This is a genomic window from Sulfitobacter sp. M368 (assembly GCF_025141875.1).
Classification (GTDB): Bacteria; Pseudomonadota; Alphaproteobacteria; order Rhodobacterales; family Rhodobacteraceae; genus Sulfitobacter; species Sulfitobacter mediterraneus_A.
The window spans coordinates 360,156-374,442 of record NZ_CP081113.1 but is presented as its reverse complement, the minus strand read 5'-3'; the positions used below and the strand labels follow the sequence as shown (position 1 = coordinate 374,442).

The following is a 14,287-nucleotide window of genomic DNA, read 5'->3' as shown; positions in this document are numbered from 1 at the left end:
GCACTATAAACTCCGAGGCGTTTGAGGGGCTGGCCCCTCAAGCCCTCGGGCAAGTGCATCCAGCAGCGCATCCACTTCCGCATGCAGCATCTCCTTTGGCACGCCCACATAGCGCCCATGGATCGACATTGAGACCACCCCGTGCACCGCAGCATAAAGCGTGCGCGCCCGGATCGTCAGAGCCTCTTCCTCAAGCTCGGGCAGCAGTTCTGACAGCGGCGCGATGATTTGCTCAATCAGGACCGGGTAATCGGCTTTGTGCCAATCGGGAAACTCCCGCCCCTCTGGCAATTGCTGGTAAAAGATCGCCGCCCAAAGCCGGGTGTGATCCAACGCAAAGCTGACATAGGCGGCCGCCAAGGCCCGCAACGCATCAACCGGCCGCCCGCCTTTGGGGAGTGCTTCGCGCAAAGAGGCCCCCATCCGGCGCAGGGTGCGCGAATTCACATGGGTGATCAGATCATCCAGATCCTCAACCACCGTATAAAGCGCACCAAGCGCGCAGCCTGCCTTGGTCGCAATGTCCCGTGCCTTGAGGCTGCGCAAGCCCCGCTGCGCCACCTCGGCCTCGGCGGCGTCAATCAGACGTTCAAGCAGATCCTGCTTCTTTTTGCTCAAATTCGTTTTCATCCCCACCTCGAAAAAAATTGAACAACGTTCAAAAAAAGACTTGAACATTGTTCACACTTCACCCATGTTCCCATCGTGAACAGTGTTCATGTATCGGAGAACCAACCTATGCTCAAACAACTTTTTTCACTTGCACGCGGTCAAACTGTCGATCGCACCCAATCATTTCTTGATGCCAATGCCCTCACGCTGCTGCGCCAGCAAATGCGTGAGGCCGCCGAAAGCGTTAGCCGCGCGCGCAAAGCGGTTGCTGTTGCGATGGCCTATGAGGCCCGCGAACGCAAAGCGCTTGAGGCGCTTGAAGCGCAACTGGCCGATCTTGAAACCCGCGCGCGGGCTGCATTGGAACAGGGGCGCGAAGACCTCGCGGCCGAAGCCGCGTCGGCAATTGCGGGCCTTGAGGCGGAACGCGCTTCTCTACGCAAAGTGGTTCAAACCTACGCCCAGGATATCGCCGCACTGCGCCAGGCTTTGCGCCAAAGTGAGGCCCAATTGGCCGAGCTAAAACGCGGTCAACGTCTGGCCGAGGCCACCGGAAAAACCCAATCCATGCGCGCTGGCGCGCAGGTTTCTGCGCGCAGCCCACTGGCGGATGCGGCCAGCACACTCACCCGGCTGCAAGAGCGCCAGAAACTAGCAGATACCACCCTGCAAGCCATGTCAGATCTGTCGTCTGAAACCAGCGCAGAAGCGCTGAGTGATCGCCTCGCCGCCGCTGGCATGGGCGCGGCCAAAACAACATCAGCCGAGGATGTGCTCACCCGGCTGAAAAAAGACATCAATTCCAATTAACTTTGTTAGGAGACATAAGATGAACGCTTACGCCAACAAACCTTCGTCCAGCTGGACCCTTTTTACCTATCTTCAGTTTGCCGTGGCCGCCGGCATGATGGCCGGGGGGATCTATTTCCTCGAAGCCAGCTTTGCCGCCAAGGGCTTTTACGCCATGGCAGCGATCATGCTGGTCAGCGCGACGGTAGCGATCACCAAATCCCTGCGCGATGTGGAAGAATCCGACCGCATACACAACAAGATCGAAGATGCCCGCACGGAGCGCCTCCTGGCTGATGCAGGAGAGGAATTGATCTAAACCTCAGCGCAAAGCAAAGGCGGCCACCGTACGGCTGGTGGCCGCCGCTTCTGGTTCAGCGAAGTATCTTAAGCGCCCTTGGTGCTCGCGGCTCCTAACGCTCAGTTGACAGACTTGGCCTCGACCACGTCCTTGTCCAGAACCGCACGGTCAGAGGCGATCTGGATCTGCCGCGGTTTCAGGGCTTCTGGCATTTGCCGTTCCAGGTCAATGTGCAGCATCCCATCGGCATGGGCGGCCCCGGTCACATGCACATGATCGGCCAGATGGAACCGGCGCTCAAAGGCGCGGGTTGCAATGCCGCGATGCAGATAGGTCTTTTCTTCGTCTTCGTCCGCCTTGCGGGCCGAAACAATCAGCGATTTTTCCCGCACCTCGACACTCAGATCACTGTCCGAGAAACCGGCAACCGCGATGGAAATCCGATAGGCATCATCGGCGGTTTTTTCAATGTTGTAAGGGGGGTAGCTGGGTGTGGCACCATCATTGCTCAGCACACGATCCATCATGTTGGCGATCTGGTCGAACCCGACTGTGGAACGGTAAAGCGGTGCAAAATCATAACTACGCATTTGGTCATCCTCATCTTAGAGCGATTGAACTTCAGGGCCTTCCACCATTGGACAGGCCCGTTTTTCATTGCCCAAGACCCTCACTAGGCGCCTTGGACATCATTCATGTGGGAATGGTTATCCGGCCTTTCAAGACCCTTTTGCGGTCACAAACTTTGCCCCTGTGCCATCTTTGTTGCCGCCCACGGTCAAACGTTTCACCCGTGCGCGGGGCGCAGGTTTATTGGCCCGCATCTGTCGCTTCAACGCGCCGACAACTTCTGGCAAAACCATACCCAGGGCCACTTCCTGCCCGCCCCATGATCCACCGCCAGAGATAAGCGCGACAATCTGGCCGCGCCCGTTCAAATGGGTAAACACTGGCGCACCGCTGGACCCGAAGGTCAGATCGCAGTCAAGGCCGAGCAGACCGGAATGCGCATGCACCACCTGGCATTGATCCTGCCGGGAAAGCGCCTCTGACCGGCCTTTGCCGTAGGAGACAACGCTTACCGGTCCTCTGGGCAATTGCCCCGAATAAACCCGAAACGGATCAAGCTCATGGGTTGGAATACTCTCAGCCAAACGGACAAGTGCAACATCGGTGCGGATATTTTTTGCGCTCATGCCATCAGAAGGATCGTAGGTATTGAGCACTTCAATCTGCGAGATCGGACGTTTGGCCGCAGCTGTTCCGTGGGTCAGCCCCGCCTGAAACGTCAGATCGGAGGGGTCGACCAGATCATTGCCTGCAAAAACACAATGCGCGGCCGTCAAGACCAGATCAGGTGAGATCAGCGTGCCCGTGCAATAGCTGCCCTTGGCACTGTCCAACCGGCCGACCGCCTGCCAGACCATTGCTTCGTTTTTGGTGTCCAGGGACCGCAGATTTGATGAAGGATTATTTTGTGCGGCTGCGCCGCCAGCAGATAGACCAAGCGCCAATACAGCGCAGGTGATATGCCGCGACAGCCCCATCATGGTTTCACAAATTTTGCGCCGGTGCGGCGGTTGGCATCTCCCGCCACGATCCGCTGTGGCGCAGCGTCGGAGGATGAATAGACGCCCTTTCCCGCAACCAATTCGGCCCGCAACACGGCCAGTGGCGCACCCAGGGAGGTCCCCAAAGAAACATCAGACCCTTCAACCTCGGCTTTGGCCGAAACAACTGAAACGATCTGCGGCGCGCCATTTGCGAAGGTAAAGATCGGAGCCCCGCTTGACCCGAAATCAACCGCACATGAGGTGACAAGCACACCTTCCTGCTGCGCCAGAACGTTGCACCGTTCCTGAAGCGAAGGCGCCTCGGACCGGTCGCGGGCGTAGCTGACCACGCCGACAGGATCTCCCGGGCGGGGCCGTGCCGCGGTGGCGAAGGGGGTAATTGTTGTGTTGTTGATCGGGCGTTGCAGTTCCAGTAGGGCCAGATCATTGCGCACTCGCTGCGAAGAAACCTCGCCATCATAAACGTAATCGGGGTGCACAACGGCCCGCCGAACATCGCGGTATGCACCCGCACGTCCGTTGCGGAACCCGGCGAGGAATTGCACGTTGCCGTGATCAATCCGCTGTTTTGTCTCCTTGTCATAGAGGCAATGTGCAGCAGTCAAAACCAGCCGTGGTGCGATCAATGCGCCAGTGCAAAATCCGCGCCCGTCAATGTCCAGACGTCCGACGGCTTCCCAGGCTTTTCCCGTCACTCCGGTTTCCAACCGTTTGAGCCGCGAATCCTGTGCATATGCTGCCGAAGTGACAACAAGAGCCATGAGTGAAAGAGCCATCCAGCGCCGCAAAAGACCATCCCCGTTCTTGTCTATACTTAGGCACTACGGGGCAGATACGGCAAAATTGCGGCAATTTTTCAACGCAAGCGTGGCACGCCTTGATTGTGCGCATTTCCGCCGGTCATCGCAGGTGGTTTGGGTCCACCGGTGGCCCAATCAAGCAGCTCGACCGTGTGCACAATCGGCACCGACGCACCGGACCCGATCTGCATCATACAGCCGATATTGCCCGCTGCGATCACATCTGGGTTCCTGGCCTCAAGGGTTTTGATCTTGCGGTCTTTCAACTGCCCCGAAATCTCCGGTTGCATCAGGTTGTACGTCCCTGCCGATCCGCAGCACAGATGCGGATCGGCAGGTTCCACCACTGTGAACCCCACCCGCCTTAGCAGATCTTTGGGGAAAGTCTTGATCTGTTGCCCGTGTTGCAACGAACAGGCCGCATGATAGGCCACGGTCAGGGGCTCAGGCGGCGCTTGCACTTGCCTTTCATCCAGCAAGTCGATCAGCACCTCAGACACGTCCTTTGCGATCTTGGACACCCGCGCGGCGTCCTTTGCCAGAGGCTCATTGCGGAACATATGCCCGTAGTCCTTGACCGTTGTTCCGCAACCGGAGGTGTTGATCACAATTGCATCCAACCCACCGGCATCCATCTGCACGCTCCAGGCGCGGATATTCTTGGCAGCGGTGCGATGGCTCTCATCGGTTTTGCCCATGTGATGGGTCAATGCCCCGCAGCATCCTGCGCCCTCGGCCACCACCACCTCACAGCCCAGCCGGGTGAGCAAGCGAATGGTGGCATCGTTGATATCGGTGTTCAGCGCCTTCTGTGCGCACCCCGTCATAAGGGCCACCCGCTTGCGGCGCGGTCCCTCCGGCGCAAAACTCTGCGGATCATCGTTGCGGCTGACCGGCGGAATGGTCTTTGGCGCCATCTCCAGCATTGCCCGCAGCCGCGCATCCGGCATCATGCGCGCAAATGGCCGACCGATCTTGGCCCCCAATAGCGCCAGTCGAAAGCGGGTCGGATAGGGCAAGATTCGCGCCAAAATCCAACGCAATGCACGATCCGAGAAGGGCCGTTTGTAGCGCTCTTCGATATACTCCCGCGCGTGATCCACCAAATGCATGTAGTGAACGCCGGACGGGCAGGTCGTCATACAGGCCAAGCAACTCAGACAACGATCAATGTGTTTGACCGTCTTGGCGTCCGGGTCACGGTTGTTCTCCAACATATCCTTGATCAGGTAGATCCGCCCGCGCGGGCTGTCCAATTCATCACCCAGCACCTGATAGGTTGGGCAGGTCGCCGTACAAAATCCGCAATGCACGCAAGCGCGCAGAATCTCATTGCTGCGGGCAATGGCGGGATTGTTCAATTGCTCGGGTGTAAAGGTGGTCTGCATCGTGGTTCCGCCAATCTTAATCTTTGTCCCAGCGCAGTCTTACTGCGCCGCGCCCATCAGGCCGCTGTTGAAAATGCCGCGTGGGTCAAACCGCGCTCTCAGGCCCGCCGTGAGCCGCGCCACACCAGGCGCTTCAGGTTGAAACACACCCAGCTTCGCGCGTGTTTCATCGGCCCCGCGCAGCAATGTGGCGTGACCATCGAACCCACTCATCCGTGCCCGCACATCCGTGCCGGCAACCGTGCGCATCCAAATCAGGCCTCCGGCCCAGTCATAACAATGTGCCTCCGCTGCCGCTTTGGCAGCCAGTGCCGGCGCATCCGATGGCTTGCACGACACCCGCCAAACATCACCTTCACCTTCAGCAAAAGCGGCAACATCGCGCTGCGACGTCCAGAACGTTGCAGATGCGGCGGCATCCAATTCCGAGATCTCGCCGCCCGCATTTGCCAGCAAATCTTTCAAACGCTGCATCCGGTAAGCCACGGAAGCCTCAAACCCCTCAATGCGCATCACGGTCTGCCCGTTTGCCGGATCATGCGCCGCGCCAGTCACCTCGAACGGGCTGCCCATTCCGCGGGCTAGCGCCGCAATCGCTTGCACATCATCCATCCCATGCAACACAAGACTCGCCTCGGTCTCAGGACAGGGCAAAACCTTGAACGACACCTCGGTCAACACAGCAAGCGTGCCAAAAGACCCAGCCATCAGCTTGACCAAATCATAGCCGGTCACATTCTTCATAACCCGCCCGCCATTCTTCACCACCGCGCCAGCACCATCCACGAACCGCACCCCCAGAAGGAAGTCACGCGCCGCCCCAACGGCGATCCGGCGGGGTCCGCTGACATTGGCGGCAAAAATCCCTCCGATGGTTGGTGTGCCTGTGGTGCCGAGAACACTGCGATGATCCATAGGCTCAAACGCCAACCGCTGGTTTTCTTTCGCCAGCGCCGCTTCGATCTCGGCCACGGGCGTTCCGGCCTGCGCCACCATGGTCAGGGCACCAGGCTCATAAAGCGTGATCCCGCTCAGCCCAGCCACGGACAGTTCTGCGCCAGCGGGCGCGAAGCCCCGCGTGTTGCCACCGGAAATGGCCATAGGCCCATCCGCAGCCCGAACAGCCTCAACCAAGTCTTTCTCTGATGTGATCTTCATTTCTTTTTGGCCTTAAATATTCCGGGGGTCCGGGGGCTGGCCCCCGATCTTGGGCTGGATCACTCCGCCGCCAATGGCGGGGCACGCCGTGCCTCGGAGGCGTCCAATGGAAACACCTTGGCAGGGTTCAGCAGCCAACCGGGGTCGAACACATCTTTCACTGCCATCTGCGCCTCAAGGTCCGCAGGCGCATATTGAACATGCATCAGGTCGCGCTTTTCGATGCCCACACCATGCTCACCGGTCAAACATCCACCCGCCTCAACGCAAAGCTTGAGGATCTCGGCGCCAAACGCCTCGCAAAGCTCAAGATCACCAGGCTTGTTGGCGTCAAACAGGATCAGCGGATGCATGTTGCCGTCGCCAGCGTGAAACACATTGCCAACCTTCAGACCGAACTCTTCCGACATCTCGCCAATCCGCCGCAAAACCATCGGCAAACTGCTGACCGGGATGGTGCCGTCCAGACACATGTAATCGTTGATCTGCCCCATCGCACCAAAGGCCGATTTCCGGCCCAGCCAGATCGCCGCGCTTTCCTCGGCCGATTTGCTTTCGCGCAATTCCACCGGATTGTGGCGGCGCGCGATCTCCATGATCAACGACAATTGGTGGTCAATTTCGGCTTCTGACCCTTCAACCTCGACGATCAACAGCGCCTCGCACATGGGATAGCCCGCCTTGGCAAAGGCCTCCGTGGCCTCGATGCAGGGCCGGTCCATAAATTCAATCGCAACGGGCAAAACCCCCGCCTTGATGATGTCCGACACACAGGCCCCTGCCACTTCGTTGTCGTCAAACCCCATCAACACCGGGCGCGCGCCTTCCGGCTTCGGCAAGATACGCAAAGTCGCTTCTGTAACGACGCCAAGCTGCCCCTCAGATCCGCAGATCAGCCCCAGCAGGTCCAGCCCGCTCGAATCCAGATGACCGCCGCCAATCTCGACGATCTCGCCATCCATCATCACCATGGTCACGCCCATCAGATTGTTGGTCGTCACGCCATATTTGAGACAATGCGCCCCGCCCGAGTTCATCGCGATGTTGCCAGCGATGGCACAGGCCAGCTGCGATGACGGGTCCGGTGCATAGAAAAACCCGTCTTCTTCCACCGCGCCCGTCACGCTCAGATTGGTGCGTCCCGTTTGCACGCGGATCAACCGGTTTTGATAGTCGGTCTCGATCACATCATTCATCCGGGCGACGCCCAGAATAACGCAGTCCGCCGTCGGCAGCGCCCCACCCGCAAGCGACGTGCCAGACCCGCGCGGCACCACCGGCACACCCTCTTCGTGGCAGATCCGCAAAACCGCGGCGACCTCCTTGGTGTTCTGCGGCAGCACCGCGACCATGGGAGGGCATTTGTATGCGGTCAGCGCATCACATTCATAGGCACGCGTTTCCCGCTCGTCATGGATGACGGCCGTATCTGGCAGAACCTCCCTCAAACGGGCCACAATCCGCGCTTTGCGCGAGAGGACTTCTTGATCGGGTTTTGGCATTTCCATAACGGCACCTCAAATTTGGTAAGTTTATATTACCAATTTATCGATCTGGCAAGTTCTATCCACACTCGCTATCACCCCGTCATGGATTGGCCTGCACAACTCACCCTTTTTGAACCGCTCGACTTTGCCGCTGTCGCCATCAATCTGGCACTTTGGCTGATTGTCGGTTGGCGGGTGGAACATCCTACGGCGAAGCGGCCATCGGTCTCCAAGATCATGGCCGGATATCGCCGCGAATGGATGCGCCAGATGATCACCCGTGAGCCGCGCATCTTCGACGCGCAAACGGTCGCGACGCTGCGGCAGGGCACGTCTTTCTTTGCCTCCACAAGCGTTATCGCGATCGGCGGCACGCTTGCGCTGATGGGCAATGCCGACAGCCTTGCAAATGTCGCCCAAGACCTGACCACGGAGGCCCAGCCTCGCATTGTATGGGAAATCAAGCTACTGCTTGTGGTGTTCTTCCTGACCAATGCGTTCTTGAAATTTGCATGGTCAAACCGTCTGTTTGGCTATTGTTCTGTCGTGATGGCAGCCGTTCCAAATGATCCCGGCCATAGCGATGCCATCCGTATGGCAGACAAGGCGGCGGAGCTGAACATAACAGCTGCACGCAGCTTTAACCGGGGTTTGCGATCTGTCTATTTCGCGTTGGCCAGTGTGGCATGGCTGGCGGGGGCCCTGCCTTTGATTATTGGTGCAATAATCACACTGATTGTGATCTGGCGGCGGGAATTCGCCTCCTTGTCACGTGAAATTCTTTTGAAAACTTGAAAAGAATACCTATATCAAGCTCGTTCCGAAACAATGGTGATACCATGTTAAAACGCAGTTTGCTTGCCCTCGTGGCCTCGACATTTCCCGCCTTCGCTGATGCGCCGGTGATCAAGAACGTGAACGCAAAACTGGTCGGTGATCTTTGGACCTTTGACGTGACATTGCGCCATGGCGATACCGGCTGGGAAGACTATGCCGACGCTTGGCGTGTATTGGACAAGGACGGCAAGGTTTTGGGTCTGCGCAATCTCGCGCATCCGCATGTAGATGAACAGCCCTTCACCCGGTCGCTGTCGGGCGTATCTATCCCGCGGGATGTGACCGAGGTTGCCGTGCAGGCCCGCGATTCGGTTGGCGGATGGTCCCCAACCACTGTCACAGTCAAATTACGTTAAAAGCCTAGGTCCGGTGGTATGGTCCACCGGACAGAATCGACGCCGCACGGTACAATTGTTCTGAGAGCATCACCCGCACCATCATATGCGGCCAAACCATCTTACCAAATGACAGGGAATGATCTGCCGTTCCGCGCAAAGCCGAATCAATTCCATCAGCGCCGCCGATCACAAAGGCCAGATCACCGCGCCCCATGTCGCGCCAATTGGCCAAACGGTAGGCAAAATCCGGTGACTTTTCAACCTTGCCGCGCTCATCCAACACACAGATCAGCGCCCCTTGCGGGATCGCCTTTTGCAACAGCGCGGCCTCTGCCGCCATACCGCCGCCCTTTTTGTCCTCAACCTCAACGACCCGCGCCGGACCAAGGCCAAGGTTGCGGCCTGTCCGGTCAAAGCGGGTCAGATAATCGTCAATGAGGGTTTTCTCGGGACCGGCGCGCAACCGCCCGACAGCACAGATATGAACACGCATCAGCGGCGTTCAATCAGTCAGGTCAGCTTTGCGGTGCGGGCGCGTCGCCCCCAACCCACATCTTTTCCAACTGATAGAATTCACGCACTTCAGGGCGGAAAACATGCACAATCACGTCGCCTGTGTCGATCAAGACCCAGTCGCCAATGTCCTTGCCTTCCACCTTGGGCGTCCGCCCGAATTCATCCTTGACGCGCTGAGCCAGCTTTTCGGAGATCGCGGAAACCTGACGGGTCGAACGGCCCGTACAAATAACCATGTAATCACCGATCTCCGTTTTGCCGCGCAGATTGATCTGCACGATGTCTTCGGCTTTGTCGTCTTCAAGGGATTTCAGGATTGTCGCCAAAAGCGCATCGCTTGTGGTCATTTCACCGGCAACAGACATTATAGCCGCCCCGGTATCCGCAGCCGTGGCTGCGTTCGCTTGGATTGACAGGACATCGTCCTCCTTTTTGCGCGCCGCCGGACCCCCGGCGCTGGGGATGGGCCCAAGATAGCAACGCCAAAGTGACAATTCAATGACAAGCAACCCCAGCAGCAGGAACCGGCCAAAGGCTGTGACAATGTTGCTTGTTCAGGTCGCCAGCGCCGTCCGAACCTAATCCAGCGCTTTGCCTACGGGTCTGTTCGAAACGGCAAGCTGGCTGTCTTCCAACATGCGCACTTCGCGCTGTGGGAAGGGAATTGAGATGTCGTTCTCTTTGAAGGTATCCCAAAGCGCGAGATATACGTTGCCGCGAATATTTGTCAGGCCCCCGGTCGGGTCTTTGATCCAGAACCGCAGAATGTAATCCACACTGCTGTCACCAAATCCAACGATATGACACACAGGCGCCTTGAAGCCGAGCACTCTGTCCACGCCTTTGGCCGCTTCGATGGCCAGTTTACGCACCTTATGGGGATCGTCGGAATAGGCCGTGCCAAAATAGATATCGAGGCGCACAAAATCATTGGAGTGCGACCAGTTAACCACTTGCCCGGTGATCAGATCCTCATTCGGGATCAGGTATTCCTTTCCGTCCCGCGTCACCACAGAGGCATAGCGCGCGCCAAGGGTCTGGATCCAGCCGAAGGTCTCCCCAAGGCTGATCACATCACCGGGTTTGATGGATTTGTCGATCAGGATGATCACACCCGAAACAAGGTTCGACACCACCTTTTGCAGGCCAAAGCCGAGGCCCACACCAATCGCACCCGACAACACCGCAAGCCCGGTCAGATCAATGCCAACGGCCCGCACACCCATGAAGAAGGCGATACCATAGAGGAATATCTGCACCCCTTTGACAGCCAGCACCTGCATGGAGGGGCTGATATCTTCGTTGCGGCGGATGCTGGCGGCAGTGGTGGTGCTGACCAATCTGGCAAAGGTAAACAAAACCCCGATCACCACCAAAGCCGTGATCATATCCAGCAAGGACAGGCGGAACTCCCCTATCTTTAGGGCGACCCCCTCAAGAAATTCGGAAACCTCGTCCGCGACATTGAGGAAATACAGCGTTGCATAAATCCAAAGCGCCCATGTCACCATACGCCGTAAGAACCGGTTGCGAACCAATCGCACAGCAAAGGCGATCCCGACCCATACAATCGCCAGTGTGGCTGCCAGCCCGATCAGATAGGATCGCGACGGCCAGGTCACATTCTGCATGACCAGATAAACACCCGCCGCCATGAGCGCGAACCACATCAACCCCAAACGCCGGCGCACCTGCACCACAATACGCAGCTGCCATTTCGACCAGCCTTCACGCGAGCGCACCCAGTTTTGCAATGCAGTGTCTGACAGGCGGTGCAAGCCCCAGGCAATCAATGCCAATGCAATCAGGATCAGGATCTGATTCTGTCGCCATCCGGGGGTGATAACCCCCTCAAGGAAACTCATTACGCTCGCAAACAGGGTTTGCAGCGACATCAGGAAATCCACGTAGGGATCAACAGGATCGGTTTCCGGCGTCATAATCAAAGACAACCACAGCCAAAGCCCAGCGGCAAGCCGCCGCTGCCCAAGTCCTGCTTTATTCGGTCGCGGCGCTTTGCCAACACGGCAATTCCCTTGAACCATGGGTCATTTCAGGCTAGTCCGCGATACATGACACAGGTGTTTGATCTGGACGACCGCGCACGCCTGCGCGAACGCTTTTTCGGAGCGCGGCACAGCGTGCTCGCTTTCCTATAAGCGACCAACCCCCAGCCACATACCATCACCCAAACAATACGGGAGAGGACCATCATGTCCCCCAAGACGATCTACGATAAAATCTGGGATGCCCATGTCGCGCATGAAGCGGACGACGGCACCTGCCTTCTTTATATTGACCGCCATCTGGTGCACGAAGTGACCAGCCCGCAGGCCTTTGAAGGGCTGCGCATGACAGGCCGGACAGTCCGCGCACCGGACAAGACCATCGCGGTGCCCGATCACAACGTTCCGACAACGCTGGACCGCGCCAATGCGGAAACCATGACCGAAGACAGCCGCATTCAGGTTGAAGCGCTGGACAAGAACGCCAAGGACTTTGGCATTCACTACTACCCCGTGTCGGACGTGCGTCAGGGCATCGTTCACATCGTTGGCCCCGAACAGGGCTGGACCTTGCCCGGCATGACCGTGGTCTGCGGCGACAGCCACACCGCCACCCACGGCGCCTTTGGCGCATTGGCCCACGGCATCGGCACCTCCGAGGTGGAGCATGTTCTGGCCACGCAGACGCTGATCCAGAAGAAATCCAAAAACATGAAGGTCGAGATCACCGGCAAGCTCAAGCCGGGTGTGACCGCCAAGGACATCACGCTGGCCGTGATTGGCGAAACCGGCACCGCAGGCGGCACCGGCTATGTGATCGAATATTGCGGCGAAGCGATCCGCGATCTGTCCATGGAAGGGCGGATGACCGTCTGCAACATGGCCATCGAAGGCGGCGCGCGCGCCGGTTTGATCGCGCCGGATGAAACCACCTATGAATACGTCAAAGGTCGCCCACACGCCCCCAAAGGCGCACAATGGGAAGCGGCGCTGGCGTGGTGGAAAACCCTTTATACCGATGAGGGTGCACATTTCGATAAGGTCATCACACTGCGCGGTGAAGACATTCAGCCCGTGGTCACATGGGGCACATCACCCGAAGATGTTCTGCCGATCACCGCAACAGTGCCCAGCCCGGAAGATTTCGAAGGCGGCAAGGTTGAAGCGGCGCGGCGGTCCATTGAATACATGGGCCTCAAGCCCGGTCAGAAGCTGACAGACATCGAAATCGACACGGTGTTCATCGGATCATGCACCAATGGCCGGATCGAAGATCTGCGGGCCGCGGCCGCGATCCTTAAAGGCAAGAAGATCAAAGACGGAATGCGGGCAATGGTTGTTCCCGGCTCCGGCCTCGTCCGGGCGCAGGCCGAAGAAGAAGGCCTTGCCGACATTTTCAAGGAGGCAGGGTTCGAATGGCGTCTGGCGGGATGTTCCATGTGTCTGGCAATGAACCCCGACCAACTGGCCGAGGAAGAACGCTGCGCATCCACATCCAACCGTAACTTCGAAGGCCGGCAGGGTTACAAGGGGCGCACGCACCTCGTCTCCCCCGGCATGGCCGCCGCTGCCGCAATCACCGGCAAACTCACCGACGTCCGGGAGATGATGTAATGGAAAAGTTCGACAAACTCACAGGGATCGCTGCACCAATGCCGCTGGTCAATATCGATACAGATATGATCATCCCCAAGGTTTTCCTGAAAACCATCAAACGGTCCGGCCTCGGCGTGAACCTGTTTGACGAAATGCGCTATGACCGTCAGGGCAACGAAATCGAAGATTTTGTGCTGAACAAGCCGCAGTACCGCGAGACAGAGATTCTTGTCGCGGGCGACAACTTCGGTTGTGGATCGTCGCGCGAACACGCCCCATGGGCGATCAAGGACTTTGGCATCAAATGTGTGATCTCCACATCCTTTGCCGACATCTTTTTCAACAACTGCTTCAAAAATGGCATCCTGCCTATCGTCCTGCCGAAGGATCAGGTGGATGTTTTGATGCAGGACGCGGAGAAGGGTGCAAACGCCCGTGTGACCGTTGATCTCGAAGCGCAGACCGTCACGACATCTGACGGTGAATGCTTCTCATTCGAGGTGGACTCGTTCAAAAAGCACTGCCTTATGAATGGCTTGGACGATATTGGCCTGACCATGGAAAAGGCCGCGTCCATCGACACATTTGAAGAGCAAGCAGCGCAAAGCCGCCCTTGGGTTTGATACCTGCTCTTACGAATTAACAAAAAAGACACATTTTTCAGTGTTCCTAGTGGGTGCCCTCGTGGCACCCACAACATCTTGGAAACTGCCTTCTTATGGTCATCAAAATGATGCAAGAAGGCACCACCTTCACCGTCAAAATGCCACAAGTCTTAGCTTCAATGCGTCTAGCGGCTTGAGAACTATGGCAAAAGAAGGCACAAATCGGGCAGAATTGAGGCGCCCCTGAAAAACAGTGGGCAACAAGTTGGAATAGGTCGCG

16 protein-coding genes are annotated in these 14,287 nt (G+C 57.8%); 6 read left to right on the top strand and 10 right to left on the bottom strand.

Annotated elements, in window-relative coordinates; translation table 11 throughout:
* Positions 1–3 precede the first annotated feature (3 nt).
* Positions 4–630, bottom strand: a complete 627-nt coding sequence (locus K3754_RS01815; protein ID WP_203209315.1) for a TetR/AcrR family transcriptional regulator — start codon at positions 628–630, stop codon at positions 4–6.
* Positions 631–738: 108 nt separating this feature from the next.
* Here K3754_RS01815 and K3754_RS01810 point away from each other — a divergent pair, with 108 nt between their 5' ends.
* On the top strand, positions 739–1,422 hold the full coding sequence (locus tag K3754_RS01810; RefSeq protein ID WP_259940361.1) for a PspA/IM30 family protein: 684 nt from the start codon (positions 739–741) through the stop codon (positions 1,420–1,422).
* Between the two features lie 19 nt (positions 1,423–1,441).
* The gene (locus K3754_RS01805; protein ID WP_203209317.1) at positions 1,442–1,720 is read left to right on the top strand and encodes a YiaA/YiaB family inner membrane protein; all 279 of its coding nucleotides are present in this window, start codon (positions 1,442–1,444) and stop codon (positions 1,718–1,720) included.
* 101 nt (positions 1,721–1,821) lie between these two features.
* Here the strand turns inward: K3754_RS01805 and K3754_RS01800 are convergent, their stop codons facing one another.
* The 6 genes from K3754_RS01800 to K3754_RS01775 form a co-directional block, all read right to left on the bottom strand.
* Positions 1,822–2,292 carry an Hsp20 family protein gene (locus K3754_RS01800; protein ID WP_203209318.1) on the bottom strand — a complete coding sequence of 157 codons (471 nt, stop codon included), beginning with the start codon at positions 2,290–2,292 and terminating at the stop codon, positions 1,822–1,824.
* Positions 2,293–2,421: 129 nt separating this feature from the next.
* Positions 2,422–3,129 carry a serine protease gene (locus K3754_RS01795; RefSeq protein ID WP_203209319.1) on the bottom strand — a complete coding sequence of 236 codons (708 nt, stop codon included), beginning with the start codon at positions 3,127–3,129 and terminating at the stop codon, positions 2,422–2,424.
* A 119-nt stretch (positions 3,130–3,248) separates the two neighbouring features.
* Positions 3,249–4,037 carry a serine protease gene (locus tag K3754_RS01790; protein ID WP_203212236.1) on the bottom strand — a complete coding sequence of 263 codons (789 nt, stop codon included), beginning with the start codon at positions 4,035–4,037 and terminating at the stop codon, positions 3,249–3,251.
* A gap of 95 nt (positions 4,038–4,132) precedes the next feature.
* Complete coding sequence (gene glcF / locus K3754_RS01785; protein ID WP_259940355.1) at positions 4,133–5,464, bottom strand: glycolate oxidase subunit GlcF; 1,332 nt, start codon at positions 5,462–5,464, stop codon at positions 4,133–4,135.
* A gap of 39 nt (positions 5,465–5,503) precedes the next feature.
* Entirely contained in the window at positions 5,504–6,622 is a 1,119-nt protein-coding gene (locus tag K3754_RS01780) for an FAD-binding protein (protein ID WP_203209321.1), read from the bottom strand.
* Between the two features lie 59 nt (positions 6,623–6,681).
* On the bottom strand, positions 6,682–8,130 hold the full coding sequence (locus K3754_RS01775; protein ID WP_259940353.1) for an FAD-linked oxidase C-terminal domain-containing protein: 1,449 nt from the start codon (positions 8,128–8,130) through the stop codon (positions 6,682–6,684).
* 81 nt (positions 8,131–8,211) lie between these two features.
* Here K3754_RS01775 and K3754_RS01770 point away from each other — a divergent pair, with 81 nt between their 5' ends.
* Positions 8,212–8,904: a DUF599 domain-containing protein gene (locus tag K3754_RS01770; RefSeq protein ID WP_259940351.1), complete on the top strand. Its 693-nt coding sequence runs from the start codon at positions 8,212–8,214 to the stop codon at positions 8,902–8,904.
* Between the two features lie 44 nt (positions 8,905–8,948).
* Positions 8,949–9,302: a hypothetical protein gene (locus K3754_RS01765; protein WP_203209324.1), complete on the top strand. Its 354-nt coding sequence runs from the start codon at positions 8,949–8,951 to the stop codon at positions 9,300–9,302.
* A 4-nt stretch (positions 9,303–9,306) separates the two neighbouring features.
* On the opposite strand, the gene rlmH is transcribed toward K3754_RS01765, so the two are convergent.
* From rlmH to K3754_RS01750, 3 genes are all read right to left on the bottom strand, one after another.
* Positions 9,307–9,777, bottom strand: coding sequence for a 23S rRNA (pseudouridine(1915)-N(3))-methyltransferase RlmH (gene rlmH, locus K3754_RS01760; RefSeq protein ID WP_259940349.1), 471 nt, complete (start codon positions 9,775–9,777; stop codon positions 9,307–9,309).
* Positions 9,778–9,799: 22 nt separating this feature from the next.
* Positions 9,800–10,165 (bottom strand): ribosome silencing factor, encoded by a 366-nt coding sequence (gene rsfS, locus K3754_RS01755; RefSeq protein WP_259940347.1) that lies wholly within the window; start codon positions 10,163–10,165, stop codon positions 9,800–9,802.
* Between the two features lie 213 nt (positions 10,166–10,378).
* Positions 10,379–11,740, bottom strand: coding sequence for a mechanosensitive ion channel family protein (locus K3754_RS01750; protein ID WP_259940345.1), 1,362 nt, complete (start codon positions 11,738–11,740; stop codon positions 10,379–10,381).
* A gap of 273 nt (positions 11,741–12,013) precedes the next feature.
* Here K3754_RS01750 and leuC point away from each other — a divergent pair, with 273 nt between their 5' ends.
* Positions 12,014–13,420 carry a 3-isopropylmalate dehydratase large subunit gene (gene leuC, locus K3754_RS01745; RefSeq protein WP_203209328.1) on the top strand — a complete coding sequence of 469 codons (1,407 nt, stop codon included), beginning with the start codon at positions 12,014–12,016 and terminating at the stop codon, positions 13,418–13,420.
* A complete protein-coding gene (gene leuD, locus K3754_RS01740) occupies positions 13,420–14,025 on the top strand; it encodes a 3-isopropylmalate dehydratase small subunit (RefSeq protein WP_203209329.1) in 606 nt (201 codons plus the stop codon). The genes leuC and leuD overlap by 1 nt, the downstream gene beginning before the upstream one ends.
* The last annotated feature ends 262 nt before the right edge of the window (positions 14,026–14,287 follow it).

What these genes read in the sequence shown, in the direction of transcription:
- rsfS (WP_259940347.1), bottom strand. Translation starts at nt 10,165, where the DNA reads ATGTCTGTTGCCGGTGAAATGACCACAAGCGATGCGCTTTTGGCGACA.
- K3754_RS01750 (WP_259940345.1), bottom strand. Translation starts at nt 11,740, where the DNA reads ATGACGCCGGAAACCGATCCTGTTGATCCCTACGTGGATTTCCTGATG.
- K3754_RS01805 (WP_203209317.1), top strand. Translation starts at nt 1,442, where the DNA reads ATGAACGCTTACGCCAACAAACCTTCGTCCAGCTGGACCCTTTTTACC.
- K3754_RS01770 (WP_259940351.1), top strand. Translation starts at nt 8,212, where the DNA reads ATGGATTGGCCTGCACAACTCACCCTTTTTGAACCGCTCGACTTTGCC.
- K3754_RS01795 (WP_203209319.1), bottom strand. Translation starts at nt 3,129, where the DNA reads ATGGTCTGGCAGGCGGTCGGCCGGTTGGACAGTGCCAAGGGCAGCTAT.
- glcF (WP_259940355.1), bottom strand. Translation starts at nt 5,464, where the DNA reads ATGCAGACCACCTTTACACCCGAGCAATTGAACAATCCCGCCATTGCC.
- leuD (WP_203209329.1), top strand. Translation starts at nt 13,420, where the DNA reads ATGGAAAAGTTCGACAAACTCACAGGGATCGCTGCACCAATGCCGCTG.
- K3754_RS01815 (WP_203209315.1), bottom strand. Translation starts at nt 630, where the DNA reads ATGAAAACGAATTTGAGCAAAAAGAAGCAGGATCTGCTTGAACGTCTG.
- K3754_RS01765 (WP_203209324.1), top strand. Translation starts at nt 8,949, where the DNA reads ATGTTAAAACGCAGTTTGCTTGCCCTCGTGGCCTCGACATTTCCCGCC.
- K3754_RS01775 (WP_259940353.1), bottom strand. Translation starts at nt 8,130, where the DNA reads ATGGAAATGCCAAAACCCGATCAAGAAGTCCTCTCGCGCAAAGCGCGG.
- K3754_RS01800 (WP_203209318.1), bottom strand. Translation starts at nt 2,292, where the DNA reads ATGCGTAGTTATGATTTTGCACCGCTTTACCGTTCCACAGTCGGGTTC.
- K3754_RS01780 (WP_203209321.1), bottom strand. Translation starts at nt 6,622, where the DNA reads ATGAAGATCACATCAGAGAAAGACTTGGTTGAGGCTGTTCGGGCTGCG.
- K3754_RS01790 (WP_203212236.1), bottom strand. Translation starts at nt 4,037, where the DNA reads ATGGCTCTTGTTGTCACTTCGGCAGCATATGCACAGGATTCGCGGCTC.
- leuC (WP_203209328.1), top strand. Translation starts at nt 12,014, where the DNA reads ATGTCCCCCAAGACGATCTACGATAAAATCTGGGATGCCCATGTCGCG.
- K3754_RS01810 (WP_259940361.1), top strand. Translation starts at nt 739, where the DNA reads ATGCTCAAACAACTTTTTTCACTTGCACGCGGTCAAACTGTCGATCGC.
- rlmH (WP_259940349.1), bottom strand. Translation starts at nt 9,777, where the DNA reads ATGCGTGTTCATATCTGTGCTGTCGGGCGGTTGCGCGCCGGTCCCGAG.